General features: G+C 40.4%; 14 protein-coding genes. 2 read left to right on the top strand and 12 right to left on the bottom strand.

From position 1 onward, the window contains the following. Positions 1-146: 146 nt before the first annotated feature. The 6 genes from AKG39_RS04110 to uvrC form a co-directional block, all read right to left on the bottom strand. Positions 147-974 (bottom strand): metallophosphoesterase, encoded by an 828-nt coding sequence (locus tag AKG39_RS04110; RefSeq protein WP_050739091.1) that lies wholly within the window; start codon positions 972-974, stop codon positions 147-149. Positions 975-1,155: 181 nt separating this feature from the next. Then, positions 1,156-2,226 carry a peptide chain release factor 1 gene (gene prfA / locus AKG39_RS04105; protein ID WP_050739090.1) on the bottom strand — a complete coding sequence of 357 codons (1,071 nt, stop codon included), beginning with the start codon at positions 2,224-2,226 and terminating at the stop codon, positions 1,156-1,158. A 43-nt stretch (positions 2,227-2,269) separates the two neighbouring features. Continuing rightward, positions 2,270-3,145, bottom strand: a complete 876-nt coding sequence (locus AKG39_RS04100) for a DegV family protein (protein ID WP_050739089.1) — start codon at positions 3,143-3,145, stop codon at positions 2,270-2,272. 67 nt (positions 3,146-3,212) lie between these two features. After that, positions 3,213-3,980, bottom strand: coding sequence for a phosphatase (locus tag AKG39_RS04095; protein ID WP_050739088.1), 768 nt, complete (start codon positions 3,978-3,980; stop codon positions 3,213-3,215). Positions 3,981-3,999: 19 nt separating this feature from the next. After that, entirely contained in the window at positions 4,000-4,962 is a 963-nt protein-coding gene (hprK, locus tag AKG39_RS04090; RefSeq protein WP_242852550.1) for an HPr(Ser) kinase/phosphatase, read from the bottom strand. Positions 4,963-5,037: 75 nt separating this feature from the next. After that, positions 5,038-6,864 carry an excinuclease ABC subunit UvrC gene (gene uvrC, locus AKG39_RS04085; protein ID WP_050739086.1) on the bottom strand — a complete coding sequence of 609 codons (1,827 nt, stop codon included), beginning with the start codon at positions 6,862-6,864 and terminating at the stop codon, positions 5,038-5,040. Positions 6,865-7,218: 354 nt separating this feature from the next. Here uvrC and AKG39_RS04080 point away from each other — a divergent pair, with 354 nt between their 5' ends. Continuing rightward, a complete protein-coding gene (locus AKG39_RS04080) occupies positions 7,219-7,467 on the top strand; it encodes a hypothetical protein (protein ID WP_050739085.1) in 249 nt (82 codons plus the stop codon). Positions 7,468-7,776: 309 nt separating this feature from the next. Next, positions 7,777-7,977, top strand: coding sequence for a cold-shock protein (locus AKG39_RS04075; RefSeq protein WP_050739084.1), 201 nt, complete (start codon positions 7,777-7,779; stop codon positions 7,975-7,977). 392 nt (positions 7,978-8,369) lie between these two features. On the opposite strand, the gene AKG39_RS04070 is transcribed toward AKG39_RS04075, so the two are convergent. The 6 genes from AKG39_RS04070 to AKG39_RS04045 form a co-directional block, all read right to left on the bottom strand. Further along, positions 8,370-8,549 carry a FeoB-associated Cys-rich membrane protein gene (locus tag AKG39_RS04070; protein WP_050739083.1) on the bottom strand — a complete coding sequence of 60 codons (180 nt, stop codon included), beginning with the start codon at positions 8,547-8,549 and terminating at the stop codon, positions 8,370-8,372. 39 nt (positions 8,550-8,588) lie between these two features. Then, positions 8,589-10,610 (bottom strand): ferrous iron transport protein B, encoded by a 2,022-nt coding sequence (feoB, locus tag AKG39_RS04065; protein WP_050739082.1) that lies wholly within the window; start codon positions 10,608-10,610, stop codon positions 8,589-8,591. Positions 10,611-10,698: 88 nt separating this feature from the next. Continuing rightward, on the bottom strand, positions 10,699-10,920 hold the full coding sequence (locus AKG39_RS04060; RefSeq protein WP_050739081.1) for a FeoA family protein: 222 nt from the start codon (positions 10,918-10,920) through the stop codon (positions 10,699-10,701). A gap of 214 nt (positions 10,921-11,134) precedes the next feature. Next, positions 11,135-13,942, bottom strand: a complete 2,808-nt coding sequence (gene uvrA / locus AKG39_RS04055; RefSeq protein ID WP_050739080.1) for an excinuclease ABC subunit UvrA — start codon at positions 13,940-13,942, stop codon at positions 11,135-11,137. 15 nt (positions 13,943-13,957) lie between these two features. Then, positions 13,958-15,931: an excinuclease ABC subunit UvrB gene (gene uvrB, locus AKG39_RS04050; protein ID WP_050739195.1), complete on the bottom strand. Its 1,974-nt coding sequence runs from the start codon at positions 15,929-15,931 to the stop codon at positions 13,958-13,960. Positions 15,932-16,274: 343 nt separating this feature from the next. After that, positions 16,275-17,474 carry a S41 family peptidase gene (locus AKG39_RS04045; RefSeq protein WP_050739079.1) on the bottom strand — a complete coding sequence of 400 codons (1,200 nt, stop codon included), beginning with the start codon at positions 17,472-17,474 and terminating at the stop codon, positions 16,275-16,277. Positions 17,475-17,479 lie beyond the last annotated feature (5 nt).

The following is a 17,479-nucleotide window of genomic DNA, read 5'->3' as shown; positions in this document are numbered from 1 at the left end:
CAGTTAATTTAGACTCGTTCTAATTTTACTTATAAAAGCATTGATTGTCAATGATGTAGGGAATATTTACAGTAAGTTCTTTTCCTTTTCTTAGCAATAACCAGCTTCATATTCCTAAAATTACTCATTTTTCTTCCTGGGAACCTTTAATTACCAATCTCTATTGATACAATCTCGGGAATATTCATAAAACGAAAAGGTAATTTAGTCGTTCCGATACCCTTGGTAACAAAAAGATCTGTTTTCCCATCCATTCCAATTTCAAAAAGTCCCTTAATATATTTTTCTCCGCCAAAAGGAAGAATCTTTTCCGTTAAAAAAGGAATCGAAATTTGTCCTCCATGGGTGTGCCCCGCTAAAATCAATTGTACACCATCAATATTCATTTGATCCACAAAGTCCGGTTCATGCGTTATGAGAATATTAAAAGCATCCATTCGGGCTTCAGACCCTAAATCCTTATCAGGTGATCCCTGATAATAATCATCAATACCCAGAATCCTCACATTTATTTCAGGAATATCTACCCAATCATTTACCAAAACCTCAAATCCTCCGGCCTTCATGGTTTCTTCATAATCATATTCTTGATACAAAGCATATTCATGATTTCCAAAAACCCCATATTTACCATATGTTGCATGGATTTCTGCCAGACCCAGTGAAATACAATCAGGATTGCTGATAAATTCCCCTGAGGCTCCAATAAGGTCTCCTGTAAAAATAACAATATCCGGATTTTCCGCGTTTACTTTTTCAACGATTCGGTCCAGCTGACTGGTGTCATAGAATTCCCCAAAATGGGTGTCACCAAAAAAGACGATTTTAATCAGTGTTTCAGGTTTATCGCTTTCAAGCTTCACCCTATTAACCTTCAAAAGGTTCGGTTCAATGTATCGGGGATAAACATAAGCAGCCAAAACAAGAATGCCGACTATTAGTGTTGCGGTTAGCAAAAATTTTAATATCTTCATTATTCCTCCTTTGGATATTGGATTATTATAGCATCAAACAATGCCGTAATTCCATTGATTCTTATAATATCGAGACTCTGTTTTTATGATTACAGCGAGTTTTTCCAATAAAAAACCTCAAATTAGGCGGCTTCAAATTCTAAAAGAATTTGTTTGCGCCATAATTCAAGGTTGTTGACTCTTAGGATTGTTGTTTTAACTTTTCAGCCTGATCACTGGTAATCAATGCATTAACCATCTCATCGATATCCCCATCTAAAAAAGCTTCAAGCTGGTAGACTGTTACGCCAATACGATGATCTGAAATACGTCCTTGTGGGAAATTATAGGTTCGTATCCGTTCACTACGATCGCCTGTTCCAACCTGACTTTTTCGATTTTCAGCAATTTCGCTTTGTTGTTTTTGGGTTTCTATTTCAAGAATTCTAGCCTTTAATATTTTCAAAGCTTTATCCTTGTTTTTTAACTGGGATTTTTCATCCTGACAGGTTGCCACCATTCCGGTGGGTAGATGGGTAATTCGAACTGCGGAGTCTGTGGTATTAACACTTTGTCCACCGTTACCGGATGAACGATAAACATCGATTCTTAAATCATTGGCACTGATATCCACTTCAACATCTTCGGCTTCCGGAAGCACCGCGACTGTGGCGGTTGAGGTATGAATCCGCCCTCCGGATTCAGTACTTGGAATCCGTTGAACCCGATGAACACCACTTTCATATTTCAGGCGACTGTAAGCACCGGTTCCTTCGATTAAGAAAATGATCTCCTTAATGCCACCGATATCAGGGATACTGGAACTCATAATTTCGGTTTTCCAACCCTGACGCTCGGCATACCGGGTAAACATTCTGAAAAGATCCCCGGCAAAAAGAGCTGCTTCACTGCCGCCGGCTCCGGCCCGAACTTCGACGATAACATTTTTATCATCATTGGGATCCTTTGGTAATAAAAGAACTCGCAGTTCCTCTTCAAGAGCAATTTTTTGTTCAGTGAGCTCGTGAAGTTCGGCTTCTGCCATTTCTTTGAAATCACTTTCCAATTGTTTATCCGCAAGCATTTCCTTTGTCTCGTCAATACCCGTGAGTGCTGCTGTATACTCATTGTATTTTTCAATGATGGGTTGCATATGAGATTGCTCTTTCATCAGCTTTTTCCACTGATTTTGATCCCCGATTATTTTTGGATCACTTATTTTTTCATTTAATTCAGCATATTTTCCTGCTAAAAAATCTAACTTATCTAACATGTTACTCCTTATTTTTTTTATTTTTCTGTTGCACTGACCTTTTTTAGATCCGAGGCCATTCTTTCCATTCATCGAAGAAAAACACTGCCAGCGTACCAGGACCGGTATGGGTTCCAACGGTTGCACCAAGCTGGACAATTTTAAAATTATCAGTATTAAAGCGCTTACCAGCCAGTTTAACAAAACTTGCTGCCAAATCGGGATTGTCTGCATGACTGATCCCAATGGTTTGAGCATTCATCTGATTCCCATAAACCTCTAGATAATCCACCATCTTTTTGATAAGCTTCTTTTCTCCGCGGATTTTATCAATCTGCTTAAGTTCTCCCGCTTCATCAACCACAAGTAATGGATTTATATGCAGCATATTGCCAATGATGGCAGTTCCCTTATTTAATCGACCTCCCCGGTACAGGTACTGGAGATCGGTTACCGTGAAAACATGCTTCACATGTTTAATATAATAGCTGCTCTGTTTAATCAGTTCGTCCATTGTTCCACCATTTTTTGCAGCCTTGGCAACCGCATAAACAATATGGCCCAAACCGTAGCACACGGCCTTTGTATCAACTACCTCAAAGACAGCTTCAGGATATGTTTCTTTTAGATCCCTTGCCGCCAGGGTTGCGGCCTGGTATGTTCCCGATAAACCACTTGAAAAAGAAAGGTAAATAAATGGTTGCTTCTCAAGGATTAATGCTTCAAAACGTTTAAAAAAATCTCCATAAGGAATTTGGGAGGTTTTATATCGTACCCCGCTACGCATATTTTTATAAACAAGTTCAGAAGTAATGTCAATCCCATCCCGATAATTTTTTGTATCTCCGGTGACATAAACGGGCATTATTTCAATATCATATGCATCTCGATCATCTTCTAAAATATCACATGCAGAATCGGTAATGATCTTAATGTTCATGCTTAGGTTCCCTTCTTAACTTGGTTTGGCAGTTAACCATAGTCGTTTCCGACCATTTTACCACAGATTAATCTTTTTGTGAAAATAAATCTTCTGCGTATTGTCTCGGATCTTTAAAAAGGGTTCGACCTTTCGCCTCAAGATAGTCTGTTAAACGCTTTGTCTCTAAATTAATAATGAGCGCATCTGGAAAATCAACTGCGGTAAGAACCTTATCCACATAAGGAAAATAGCCGATATCTGTTGCAAAATGAGTGTCGCTTCCGATGATAATGGGCATATCCAATTCTTTACAACGATTGGCAATCCATTCGCAGTTTGGCTTTGATCCCCGTCTGATAAAGAACGATCCATTATTAATTTCAATGAGAGTGTTATGTTTTTTTGCATCCTGCAAAATGACTTCGTAATCAAGTTCATACTGAGGATTTCCAAGATGACAGATAAAATCCACGTGAGGATTGGCTATGGCGCCTAACACTGCACTGGTGTTTTCATTTTTTGTTTTCGGTTTAAAAGTTGGTGTGTGCAATGAGGCTGAGATAATCTCCAGGGATTCCAGATAATTCATGGGAATATCGGTGTTACCATCTATGTCCATAATATTACTTTCAATTCCCTTTAAAATCTTAATATTATTTACCTTGCCGGGGATAATTCGGTAATTTGCAAAAAACAGTGGGCTCGGTGCTCCCGGAAGCGCCGGACCGTGTTCGGTAAGACAAATCATTTCCATATTTCTTTTGGCAGCCTCGTTAATTAATTCTGAAAGGGTGCTGTAGGCATGGCCGCAATTCAGTGTGTGGGTGTGTCCATCTAAAACGTAATTTCGCATTGTTCTCCTCTATTTTCTTCTATTTTTTCTTTCTTTTTTCCACTTCAAGTTCATTTTGATGGGCGACTCTGTCACAAAATACCTGGGCGGAATGATAACCGTACTGTTTGGTGCGGTTGTTGATGGCTGCCGTTTCAATGATACAGGCAAGGTTACGCCCACCCGACACGGGAATCATTACCTCAGGTATCTCAATTCCTAAAATATCCAATTTTTTTTCATCGAGACCCAGGCGATCATAGGGAGACCGTTCATCCCAATTTTCCAGACGAATGACCATGTCTATTTCAACGACTTGTTTTACACCCCTGGCACCATAAAGAGTTTTCACATCTATAATTCCGATACCTCTTATTTCCATAAAATGCTGAAGTAACAACGGTGCAGTTCCCATCAGGTGACTGTCTCTTATTCGGGTGACTTCCACCACATCGTCGGCAATAAGGCAATGCCCACGCTTCACAATTTCAAGAGCTGTTTCGCTTTTGCCTATTCCACTTGGACCGGTAATCAGTACCCCAACCCCAAACACCTCAACTAATACCCCGTGAAGACTGACCATAGGTGCAGAAATCCGATCGATATAATCAACCAGGTGATAAAAGAGCGAGGTAGTATGTTCACTGCTTTTCAATAGAATGCGTCCATGTTTTTTTGCCGCATCCAGAAAGAGATCAACCTCATCTAGATTCCAACACACAATAAAACAAGGAAATTCACAGGCAAAAAAATCATCAATCTTTTGTTTTCTTACTTCAGGATCTAAATCCAACAGGTATGCAATTTCAACCTTTCCAATAACTTGGATGCGATTGGCATCAAAATGTTTATAATAACCATGCAATTGAATCCCGGGACGGTTAATTCCGCTATCGGTTAAGTCTATTTCTTCAGAATCAGAGTATATTTTTTCCAGTTTAAGGTCCTTACAAAAATCGTCAAGCTTCACCTTACCATTCATTTTTCCGCTATCTCTTTTCATCGATTTATTACTAATTAGTTTGCTCAAATTATTCTACCTCAAAGTTTTGATTTTTAAAAGTTTTTTCAGTGATTCTTAATTAAAATGATCATAAATTGCCCTGGCCGTTTTATCACTCATCCCCGGCAGCTTCATAAGATCTTCTATTTTTGCATCTTTTATATTCTCAAGCCGTCCAAAATGTTTCATCAACACTTCCCGACGTTTTTTCCCAACCCCGGGAATATCTTCCAGGCTGGATGCGAGCATTTCTTTTTTCCGGAGGATTTGATGATAGCCTAATGTGTAACGATGGACTTCTTCTGATATTTCATATAAAAATATTCCTAAGGGTGTGGCTTTTTTCAAAGGGTATTCTTCCCCTTTGAAATAAAGCCCCCGGAGTCGATGACGATCATCTTTCACCAATCCGCAAACGGCGATATTTACCGGATAAAGGGAAACAATGCTTTCAATGGCTGACACATGGCCACTGCCGCCATCCACCATAATCACTTCAGGCAAAGGCAAAAAAGTATTTTTTTCATCGCTTTTCATAGCTCGCTCAAGTCGCCTAAAAACCATTTCCTGCATACTTGCATAATCGTTTTGTCCTTCAACACTTTTAATTTTAAAACGCCGGCAGGCTTTTCGATTTACTTTTCCATCGGTAAAAACAACCATGCCGCCGACATTGTTTGTGCCGCTGATATTTGAAATATCGAAGGCCTCAATCCGTCGGGGTATTGTATCCAAAGCTAATAGGTCGCCCAGCACATGGAGTCGACTTTTAGATTGTTCTTCCTTTTGGCGTCTTTCCAGAAGCCGTTGTTTTAAAGCAAGATCGGCATTTTCTCCAACCATTTCCAGCATTTTAAATTTATGCCCGCGCTGGGGCGTAAGAATCTCAACTTTTTTACCACCTATTTGACTGAGCCATCGACTGATGGTTTCTGCATCCGTCATGGTCTCTTCTAAAAGGATTTCACTGGGAATATATCCGCAACTCGCATAATACTGTTTAACAAAATTTTCCATAATTTCCGGAATTTCGACTTCGGTAATTCCTTCCATGAAAAAATGGTCCCGACCCAAGAGTTTGCCTTCCCGAACATGAAAAACCTGAACGCAACCAAGATCGCCTTCCTGAGCCAATGCAATAAAATCCTGATCCTGCTCTGAGGTTGAAATAATTTTTTGTTTTTCAACAATGTGTTCAATCCCTGAAATTTGATCTCTGAGTTTAGCGGCTTCCTCATAATCCTGACTTACGGCCGCTAGTTGCATTTTTTCCCGGAGTTTTTTAATTAAATCCGAATGCCGGCCATTGAGAACATCCAAAACCTCATCAATTTCCTTGGCATATTTTTCTGTCGAAACATTTCCCTGACAGGGTGCCTGACATTGACCAATATGATAATTCAAGCAAGGACGTCCTATTTTTTTCCCATAAGACACATGCCGATTACAGGTTCTTAGTGGGTATATTTTCAAAATAGCTTCAATGGTATTTTTCACAGCGAAACCACTGGTAAAAGGACCAAAATATTTACTTTTATCCTTTTTATGTTCACGGGTCATCATAATCCGAGGGTATTCTTCATTTAATGTTACTTTTATCCATGGGTAGTTTTTATCATCTTTTAAAAGAATATTATACTGGGGACGATGATTTTTTATGAGGAGGCATTCAAGAATAAGGGCTTCCATCTCAGAATCTGTAACAATGGTTTCGATTGTCTCAATATGCGAAACTAAAACCACAGTCTTTGGGGTAAGGTTTGACGCGGAATGAAAGTATTGACGTACCCGATTACGCAGATTAATGGCTTTACCGACGTAAATGATGACGCCCTGAAGATTTTTCATCAAATAAACCCCAGGACTTTGGGGCAAATCTCTTAATTTATTTTTATCATACATGTTTTTTCTCCATAGAACAATTACTCGAACCCTTAAGATTATATTTTTTTTGAAACTTTATGTTTATTCCTTTGTTCCTTTTGGTATAATACAAATATAATTTTTATTTAAACAATATTTGATCGCTGTGGACCCGTCATCACCTCAGACTCGATGATATGTAAACGAATTGTACTACACCAATTGTTTCCTTGTGCCCCCACCAATATCCAAGCAATTGGGTTGGACCAAAGAAGTGTTTACGAAGATTGACGTGAAAAGAAGCCTTGCTTCCACGCCACCCGGTCGCCTTTTGTCACCTTTATTCTGGCCACTGTCCATTACTAACTATTCATAAAGAAAGGAAGTGTTAACATGTTTGAAAAAACAACAATTGACGGCCCAAACACCATTATTACCATCGGCAATTTTGAAGTTAAAATTGTTCCAAAAATTTATGGCGGCTATACCCTCACGAAAACCATAAAAAATAATCCTTTTAAAATCATCGAGATCCGAGAGATCCGACTTCCTATTTCAGAAAAAGAAGTGATCATTGAAGCAAAGGAACTTTTAAAACGCAAGTATGAATCCATTGACTTTAATAAATATTGTATCATATAAATCTTGATTACATCTTTGATTCTCTTCATTGTACTTGTGATGGCTCCCGTAGAAATCTGGGAGTCATTTTTTCAAAGCAATTTCACTTTAAAGAAACTCATGCTTTTTAAGTTATGTTTCTTAATGAAAATTTCTTTTTTATTAAAACATTTGACAAACAACACATTTTGCTGTAATATTGGAAGTAGATTAAAGTGTATTTATTGATTTCACATATTTTTGTAAGTCATTTGCGGTTTAAATGATTTACAAAAATATGTGTTTTTGTTTTTGCATCAAGATTAATTTTAGAAAACAGGAGGTACCAAAATGAATAATGGTACAGTTAAATGGTTTAACGAAGAAAAAGGTTTTGGTTTTATTTCAATTGATGGCGGCGAAGATGTATTTGTACATTTCTCAGCAATTATCGCTGATGGTCGTAAAAACCTTGTAGAAGGACAACGTGTTACTTTTGACACAGAAAAAACTGACCGTGGCTTACAAGCTACTAACGTTTTTATTGCATAGTTCCATAAGTATTTAAAAAAGCCCGGATTTTTATCCGGGCTTTTTTTATTGCCTATTTACCAACAAATTGAATCAAAACCGTCCTGGGGACAATGGTAAATCGTTGTCGGCTGCATGATCGGACAGGCGATGCCTGTTCGCCATGATGCCGACAACTGATGTTACGATTGTCCCCAGGACTTACGTTACTATTTTACCACCACTTGAGACTGTAAACAAACCCGTCCCGGGGACAATGGTAAATCGTTACCTGCTGCATGATCGGACAGGCTAAGGACTGATCGCCATGATGCCAACAACTAAAATGTTACCATTGTCCCCAGAACTTCCTTTTATTATGTGTCTACAATCAAAGAAGCAGCCAGCATTTTGCTGGTTGCTTCTTTGATTGCCTATTTAAGCTCTTTGGGGGGCTCCGCTTGGGTTTTACACTCGTTGCTACAGCCGGAGCAACTGCCGCTGCCCTTGCAACCTTCACAGGAAAAATCTCCTGATTTTATTTTCTTAATCTTTTTATAAATAATATAGGCGGCGGCACCGATAATCAGTCCTGCCAATATCCATGTAATCATCCATATTCCTTCTTTCCATTATAACTTGCTCAGGCTTGGTTATCCAAAGATCCGGCTTCCCACCTGATAGATAATCAGGGCTACAAAATAAGCCAATCCAAGCTGATATGCCAGGGCAAAGATAAAATCCTTCCAGTTTCCCAATTCTTTCTTCATTGTGGCAATGGCAGCCATACAGGGGGATGCCAAAAGCACGAATATGACAAAGCTGTAAGCCGATACTGGTGTGAAGACCTGGCTTAATGCCATGGTAAAACCACCCTCCGTACCGGATAACAATACACTCATGGTACTGATAATCATTTCTTTGGCGGCAATCCCTGTGAGTAAAGCCACCGAAGCGACCCAGTTTCCAAAACCAAGCGGTACAAAAATTGGGGCAATGATCATTCCAAAGGAAGCCAGCATACTTTGATCCGCAGATTCAACTGGCTGTAAACCCAATGTATAACTTTGCAAAAACCACAAAACGACTGACGCTGCAAAAATAATGGTACCTGCCCGGACCAGAAACTCTTTGATCCGCTGCCACACCTGGGTAAAGGTATTTTTTAGTTTTGGCACACGTAACGGTGGAATCTCTAAAAGATATCCGGAATCCGCGCCCTTAAACCATGTTTTTGAGAGGATGAATCCCGAAACGAAAACCACCACAAGACTGGTTATATAGAGTGAAAAAACAAGCAATGTCTGATTTGTCTGAAAAAATACCGAAGCCATCAGCACGTAAATCGGCATTTTTGCACCACATGAAATAAAGGGGGTTAACACTGCCGTGAGTTTGCGCTCCCGTTCATTTTCCAGGGTCCGAGTTGCCATAATTCCCGGAACCGAGCAGCCCAGGCCCACAACCATAGGGATAAAGGATTTTCCGGAAAGTCCAAACCGCCTGAAGACACGGTCCATCATAAAAGCAACCCTTGCCATATAGCCGCTATCTTCCAATATTGAGATAAAAATAAAAAGCACTACCAACTGAGGGACGAAGGTTAAAACCGCCCCAACACCGGTGATTACACCGTCGGTAATCATCGCAATAAGCCATTGCTCAGCGCCTAAGTTTCCTAATACGCTTGTAACATTAACAATAAGAATATCATTGATGAACCATGTAATGCCACCAACGGTTAATTCCCCAACCAGGGTAATGGAAACATAGTAAATAATAAACATAAACAGAAAAAAGATCGGCAGGGCGGCAAAACGATTCATTAAAACCTTATCCAGTTTTTCCTGAAAATGATCGGTGTTTTCCCGAACTATTTTTGTAGCATTTTTTACACTTTTGGTAATAAAACGATACCGATAATCAGCGATGGCGCTGTCCACATCATGCCCAGATATAGTTTCAATTTTTTTTCGGGTTCGGTTGATATCTTCCAATAAGTCAGTACTTTTAGAGATTTTTCCAAGGACCTCTTCGTCTTTTTCAATCAGTTTGACGCTTCGAAATGCCATTGGATAATTAGACAACACATCCGGATGCTGTTTTTGGATCAACGCATCAAATTCCTGCAGAACCGTAGTGATTTCCAAAGGAAAAATTCTCGGCATCTGTCGTTTTTCTTTTTTCTTGACATTTTTTGTAATCATTTGAATCAATTCATCAATGCCGGTTTCCCTTTGGGCGGATATTTTTATAAAGGGAAATCCAAAGGATTTTTCCAAAGACTCGGTATCTAGTGAAATTCCTTTTTTTTCGACCACGTCCATCATATTAAGCACCCCAATGATGGGACAATCCAGCTCCATCAGCTGGGTACTGAGATAAAGATTTCGCTCGATATTCGAGGCATCAATAATATTAACGATGAGATCCGGAGAATCATCCAATAAATAATTTCGAGAAACAATTTCATCCATCGAGTAAGGTGCCAATGAATAAATTCCCGGAAGATCAACCAGGGTAATATTTTCCGTTGTGTTTTTTACATCGCCCTCTTTTTTTTCAACGGTCACACCTGGCCAGTTTCCAACATATAGATTGCTGCCAGTCAAGCTATTAAATAAAGTAGTTTTTCCTGAGTTAGGGTTTCCCACCAATGCTACTGTGTATTTCATACGTTTCCTCATTCCCGGAGTCTTTAACTGAACTTTTATTTTTTAGAGAACTAAACCACCTTACAAAGGTGGTTTAGTTTGAAACTTATTAAATCATAATAATATTCTGCGCATCTTTTTTTCTGAGACTCAAGGCATATCCTCTGAGTTTCACTTCGATTGGATCTCCAAAGGGTGCTGTTTTGTTAACTTCAATTTCAACTCCGGGTGTAACACCCATGTCCATGAGTTTACGTCGCATGATGCCTTCTACCATAATTGAATCAACGCAAGCTTTTTGACCAGGTCTTAAATCTTTTAAAGTGAACATTACTCGCACCTTCTTTTCTCTATTATTCAATCTACATCTCTGTATTTTTATTTCTCAATGCATTTTCTGTTCTATTTGTTAGTCTTATTATACTTTAATTGAAAATCATTGTCAATTAGATTTTTAAAATATTCATTTCAATCTGGGTTTTCTGAAAATAAAAAAGAAACCCAAAAGAATCATTTAATTCTTTGTGTTTCTTTAATTTATTATGTTATGCTAATATCTTTTTTAAATACTGCCCGGTATAGGATTCCGGGATTTCCGCAATTTCTTCCGGCGTTCCAACGGCGACAATGCTGCCCCCGCCTTCACCACCTTCCGGACCCAAATCAATAACGTAATCAGCCACCTTAATCATATCCAACTGATGTTCAATAACTACCACAGTGCTTCCGCTATCAGCCAAACGCTGAAGGACGGTGATCAGGCGATCTACATCGGCCATGTGAAGACCGGTGGTGGGTTCATCCAAAATATACAGGGTTTTTCCGGTATTACGTTTGCTTAATTCCGTTGCCAGCTTGATCCGCTGGGCCTCGCCACCGGATAATTGAGTAGAAGGCTGACCAAGTTTTACATAACTCAAACCCACATCATACAGGGTTTGAAGCTTATCCTTGATTTTAGGAATATTTTCAAAAAATTCCAGTGCTTCTTCAACCGTCATTTCTAAAACATCCGCAACATTTTTCCCTTTATATTTTACTTCCAATGTTTCTCGGTTATAACGTTTCCCTTCACAAACCTCACAGGGAACATACACATCCGGGAGAAAATGCATTTCAATTTTCAGAATGCCATCCCCGCTGCATTTTTCACAACGCCCGCCCTTCACATTAAAACTGAATCGGCCCTTTTGATAACCCCGGGTTTTTGCTTCCGGAGTTTTTGCAAAAATATCCCGGATCAAATCAAAAACGCCGGTGTAAGTAGCAGGATTTGACCTTGGGGTTCTGCCAATGGGTGATTGATCGATGTCAATAACCTTATCAATTGCCTCAACCCCTTCGATGCTTTTGTATTTACCAGGTTTTTTATAACTATGATAAAGTTTTTGGGAAATTCCCTTATATAAAATTTCATTTACTAGGGTGCTTTTTCCAGAACCGGAAACACCTGTAACACAGGTAAATTTTCCAATGGGAAAATCCACATTGATGTTTTTTAAATTATTTTCTCTGGCACCTTTAACTTTTAAAAAACCATTATTTCCTGCCCGCCGGGTTTTCGGAATGAGGATTTTCTTTTTTCCGCTGAGATACTGACCGGTAATGGATTCTGGAACTGCCATAATTTCGGCCATGGTGCCCTGGGCAACCAATTCCCCACCATGGACTCCCGGACCAGGGCCAATGTCAACAATATGATCCGCTTCTTCCATGGTTTCCTGGTCATGTTCGACCACAATTAAAGTATTCCCCAAATCAGTGAGTCGTCGGAGGGTTCCCAGCAGTTTTTGATTGTCTCGTTGATGCAGACCGATGCTGGGTTCATCGAGAACATATAAAACCCCAACTAACCCTGAACCAATTTGAGTTGCCAGGCGAATACGCTGAGATTCCCCGCCAGACAAGGTTCCGGAATTTCGTGACAGGGTGAGATAATCCAGACCCACATTATGTAAAAAATTAAGCCGTGCATTAATTTCAATAAAAATAGCCTCACCGATGGTTTTTTCCCGGGGTGTAAGCTTTAATCCTGCAAAAAAAGCCGTCAGGTTAGTCACTGACAGATCGGTTAATTCAATGATATTCTTATCATGAACAGTCACTGCCAGACTTGTTGGATTCAGTCGTTTGCCTTTGCATTTCGGACATGGAATTTCGGACATATACCGCTCGATCAGGCTGCGCATCCGTTCTGACACCGTTTCGATGTAACGACGTTCCATGTTCTTAATCAAACCTTCAAAGGTAGAGGAATAAGTTCCCGAGAATTTACCCTCATAAGCGATCTCCAGAACCTTGTCACTACCGTAGAGAAGTGCATTCAAAAACTCCGGGGGGGCATTTTCAAGGGGCTCATTCATTGAAAACCGATACTCTTGGGCCAATGCCCGAACCAGATTTACATAATATTTGGAATCATTTTTTAATCCGAAGAATTTAATGGCACCATCGGTTATGGATACGCTTTTATCAGGAATCAGCAGATCCGGGTCAATCTCACGATGAAAACCCAGCCCATGGCATTCCTGGCACATTCCATAAGGGTTATTAAAGGAAAATGTTCGGGGTTCCAATACATCCATGGCAATGCCACAGTCGGGACAGGATAACTTTTCGCTGAACAGCTGTCGTTCTCCACCGATGATTTCAGTAATGACCATTCCTCCTGAAATCTTCAGGGCAGTTTCCAGTGAATCGGTCAATCGCTTTCCAATCCCTGCCTTTGCGACTAACCGATCGACAACAACATCAATGGTGTGCTTTTTATTTTTATCGAGTTCGATGTCATCGGTAACTTCCATGGGTTCACCATCCACAACGATCCGGACAAAACCTTCTTTTTTGATAAAATCAATGGTCTTTTTATGTTGACCTTTTTCGCTTCTCACCACCGGAGATAAAATCTGAAACTTGGTTTTTTCCGGAAGTGCCAATACCACATCGACGATCTGATCCACTGTTTGGGATTGCACCAGCTTCCCGCACTTTGGGCAATGGGGAATCCCAATCCGGGCATAAAGCAGACGCAGATAATCATAGATTTCTGTTACGGTTCCCACGGTAGATCTGGGATTGCGATTGGTTGTTTTCTGATCAATGGAAATCGCCGGGGACAACCCGTCAATACTTTCCACGTTGGGTTTTTGTGTCTGGCCCAAAAACTGTCGGGCATATGACGAAAGAGATTCCACATAACGGCGCTGTCCTTCGGCATAGATGGTGTCAAAAGCCAGGGATGATTTACCGGACCCGCTGAGTCCGGTTAATACCACCAGCTGCTCCCGTGGTATTTTGAGACTTATATTTTTTAAATTGTGCTCTTTGGCACCCTTAATATCGATGTATTTCATTATTCTCCTTAGGCTTTACATTTTAAATTCTAATTTTTTTATATGCAGAATCTCATCACGAATTTTTGCGGCGCGCTCAAATTCAAGCGCCTGGGCTGCTGCCAGCATCTCAACTTCCAGTGACATAATGCGGGCTTCGAAATCCATGGTTTGATCTTCGACAACATAGTCTTCCTGACCATCGGCGACCTTGGTAGCCTCGATAATATCCCGGATTCCTTTTTTAACGGATGTGGGGGTAATATCATGTTCGACGTTGTAGGCGGTCTGGATGGCACGACGACGGTTGGTTTCCCCAATAGCCCGATCCATTGAAGGAGTAATCTTATCAGCGTACATAATAACATGACCTTCAAGGTTACGTGCCGCCCGGCCGATGGTTTGAATTAAAGAAGTTTCAGACCGCAGAAAGCCTTCTTTATCAGCGTCCAGAATAGCAACCAATCCTACCTCAGGCAGGTCAAGACCTTCCCGGAGAAGGTTTATTCCCACTAAAACATCATAAATTCCCAGACGTAAATCTCTGAGAATTTTCATCCGCTCAATGGTATCCACATCCGAATGCAAATAATTAACCTTAACACCATTTTCCTTAAGATAGTCAGTGAGATCTTCAGCCATCTTTTTTGTTAAAGTAGTGATTAAAACCCTATTCTTCTGATCAATGGTTCGGTGAATTTCGCCTAAAAGATCATCAATTTGCCCAGTAATGGGACGAATGGTAATTTCCGGGTCAATGAGACCGGTAGGACGGATAATCTGTTCAACCGTCTGCTGACTATGTTCATTTTCATAGGCCCGGGGAGTTGCCGTTGTAAACACAATCTGATTGATTTTTCCTTCAAATTCCTGGAAGTTCAGGGGCCGGTTATCATAAGCCGAGGGCATTCGAAAACCATAATCCACTAAATTTTTTTTTCGCGCCTTGTCTCCTGCGAACATGCCGCCAATTTGCGGGATGGAAACATGAGACTCATCCACAATCATCAAAAAATCTTTGGGAAAGTAATCAATGAGGGTATAGGGTGGAGATCCCGGAGGGAGTCCATTTATATAGCGGGTATAATTTTCGATGCCGTTGCAATAACCCATTTCCCTGAGCATTTCGATGTCATAATTTGTTCTTTGGAGAATCCTTTGAGCTTCCACCAACTGGTTATTTTTGGTGTATTCATCATAGCGGAGTCTCAATTCTTTTTGGATGCCACTAATCGCCCGCTCAATGTTTTCCGGGGTGGTGGTATAATGCGATGCTGGGAATATAGAAACATGGTTCAGTTCTCCATATATTTCTCCGGTAAGCGTATTGATTTCGGTGATGCGTTCGATTTCATCACCAAAGAATTCTAAGCGTACCGCTTTTTCCGAGGATGATGCTGGAAATATTTCCAGAATATCCCCTCGCACCCGAAAATTATTTCTCTCAAAGGCAATATCATTTCGGGTATATTGAATATCCACTAATTTTTTTATAATCTCATCCCGATCTTTTTCCATTCCCGGACGCAGCGAAAGGACCAGATTTTCATAATCAATGGGGCTGCCAAGACCGTAAATGCAGGAAACGCTGGCCACAACAATCACGTCCCTGCGTTCAAATAACGAGGCCGTAGCTGAATGACGTAGCTTATCAATTTCATCATTGATGGATGAATCTTTTTCAATAAATAAATCTGAATGGGGCACATAGGCCTCAGGTTGATAATAATCATAATAACTCACAAAATACTCCACCGCATTGTCCGGAAAAAAACTCCGAAATTCGTTGGTAAGCTGGGCTGCCAGGGTTTTATTATGAGCAATGACCAGGGTTGGTTTTTGAATCGCTTCGATGACCTTGGCCATGGTATAAGTCTTGCCTGAGCCCGTCACCCCTAAAAGCGTTTGAAACTTCAATCCAGCCTCTATTCCCTGGCTTATTTTTTTTATGGCTTGTCCCTGATCACCCTTGGGTTCATATTCAGACACGACCTTAAATGGTTTTATCATTTGTTTTTCCAACATGCACCTCCATAACACGATTAAACATCAGTTCTATTATTTTAACACAGGTTATTTCTTTTGACAATAGAATAGAACGTTTCTAAACAACAACTTAAGAAATCACCAAAATCTATTCTAAAAAGCACGCCATTAAGGTATTTTCAAAGTATGGACCAACCTCTTTCAAGAAATTCATGCTCCCTGGAGATGGCTTTAAACTGTAGCTAAAGTAAAAAAGCAAGTCCTAAAGACTATCGTAACATCAGCGATCTGCATCATGGCGTACGGTTGATATCCTATACGAGCATGCAGCAGACCACGATTTACGATTATCCCCAGGACGATTTAGTTATTTCATGCTGTTTATTGTTTCCAATGCCTTTTGAAGCTGAACATCCTCTTCATCTGTGAAAAAGTTATTCTTCATAAAGTCAGTAGCTTCAATCACAACGTTTGGCTCAAGTCCTTTTTCATGGATATTGTTCCCGTTCGGTGTGAAATATTCTGAATTCGTGACCTTAAATCCGCCACCATCTTTTAATCCCACAACTTCCTGAACAATTCCTTTGCCAAAAGTCTTTACTCCCACCAGAGTTGCTGCTCCGGTATCCTGGAGAGCTCCTGCTAATATTTCCGAGGAACTGGCCGAACCGCCGTCCACTAAAATGGCCATGGGCAGTGCCAGGCTTTCATTGTCATCCGAGTTGTAATCAGTGCGTTGGCCTTGTTTATCCACTGTATACACAACGGTTGTTTTCCCCAATAATCGGTCCGCGATGGCAACCGCTTCGGCAACGCCTCCGCCGGGATTTCCTCTTAAATCAACAACCAGCCCGGAAATATTTTGAGCCAATAATTCATTAAGCTGTGTGGCAAAATCAGTGGCTGTATTATTCGTGAATTCAGTGATTTGGATGTACCCGGTATTGCCAATGACCCGGGAATCCACAGTTTGAACTTCAATGGATTTGCGGGTGAGCGTAAGATCAATGGTCTCCTCACCTCTGGCAATGGTAACATCCACTGTGGTATCGGCTGGTCCACGAACCCGCATTACCACTTCTTCAGATCCAATGGTACTCACGTCCTCGCCATTGACTTTAATAATTTTATCCCCGGTTTTTATCCCAGCTTCTTCAGCAGGTGTTCCCTTTTGAGGTGCTATAACAATGGTATATCCATTTTCATCCTCTGACACCACAATACCGACACCTTCATAGACACCGGTGGCAGATTCCATATAAGTCTTGAACTCTTCGTTGGTAAAATAAATGCTGTAAGGATCATCAAGACTTTCAAACATCCCTTTAATGGCACCTTCCATTAAGGTTTCGTCGTCCACATCTTTATAATACTCTACTCCAATTTGCTCTTTCAATTGGACTAGCTTATTGATTCCATCAACCGTATCCTGACTGTCGACACTAATAATTGCCTTGTTTCCAAGAATCAGCCCCCCGGCATTGGTGAAAATAAAGGTAATGATATTCGTCGCCAAAAGCAATACAATTATAAGCATAATCTTTCGTTTTTTATTATTATCTTCCATAGTTC

The sequence above is a fragment of the Acetobacterium bakii genome (assembly GCF_001263355.1).
GTDB classification, from domain to species: domain Bacteria; phylum Bacillota; class Clostridia; order Eubacteriales; family Eubacteriaceae; genus Acetobacterium; species Acetobacterium bakii.
Note: the sequence above shows the minus strand (reverse complement) of the source record. Positions and strands in the feature narration are given on the sequence as shown.

What these genes read in the sequence shown, in the direction of transcription:
- hprK (WP_242852550.1), bottom strand. Translation starts at nt 4,962, where the DNA reads ATGAAAAGAGATAGCGGAAAAATGAATGGTAAGGTGAAGCTTGACGAT.
- AKG39_RS04100 (WP_050739089.1), bottom strand. Translation starts at nt 3,145, where the DNA reads ATGAACATTAAGATCATTACCGATTCTGCATGTGATATTTTAGAAGAT.
- AKG39_RS04070 (WP_050739083.1), bottom strand. Translation starts at nt 8,549, where the DNA reads ATGATTACATGGATATTGGCAGGACTGATTATCGGTGCCGCCGCCTAT.
- feoB (WP_050739082.1), bottom strand. Translation starts at nt 10,610, where the DNA reads ATGAAATACACAGTAGCATTGGTGGGAAACCCTAACTCAGGAAAAACT.
- uvrB (WP_050739195.1), bottom strand. Translation starts at nt 15,931, where the DNA reads ATGATAAAACCATTTAAGGTCGTGTCTGAATATGAACCCAAGGGTGAT.
- AKG39_RS04045 (WP_050739079.1), bottom strand. Translation starts at nt 17,474, where the DNA reads ATGGAAGATAATAATAAAAAACGAAAGATTATGCTTATAATTGTATTG.
- AKG39_RS04060 (WP_050739081.1), bottom strand. Translation starts at nt 10,920, where the DNA reads ATGTTCACTTTAAAAGATTTAAGACCTGGTCAAAAAGCTTGCGTTGAT.
- prfA (WP_050739090.1), bottom strand. Translation starts at nt 2,226, where the DNA reads ATGTTAGATAAGTTAGATTTTTTAGCAGGAAAATATGCTGAATTAAAT.
- AKG39_RS04095 (WP_050739088.1), bottom strand. Translation starts at nt 3,980, where the DNA reads ATGCGAAATTACGTTTTAGATGGACACACCCACACACTGAATTGCGGC.
- uvrC (WP_050739086.1), bottom strand. Translation starts at nt 6,864, where the DNA reads ATGTATGATAAAAATAAATTAAGAGATTTGCCCCAAAGTCCTGGGGTT.
- AKG39_RS04110 (WP_050739091.1), bottom strand. Translation starts at nt 974, where the DNA reads ATGAAGATATTAAAATTTTTGCTAACCGCAACACTAATAGTCGGCATT.
- AKG39_RS04080 (WP_050739085.1), top strand. Translation starts at nt 7,219, where the DNA reads ATGTTTGAAAAAACAACAATTGACGGCCCAAACACCATTATTACCATC.
- uvrA (WP_050739080.1), bottom strand. Translation starts at nt 13,942, where the DNA reads ATGAAATACATCGATATTAAGGGTGCCAAAGAGCACAATTTAAAAAAT.
- AKG39_RS04075 (WP_050739084.1), top strand. Translation starts at nt 7,777, where the DNA reads ATGAATAATGGTACAGTTAAATGGTTTAACGAAGAAAAAGGTTTTGGT.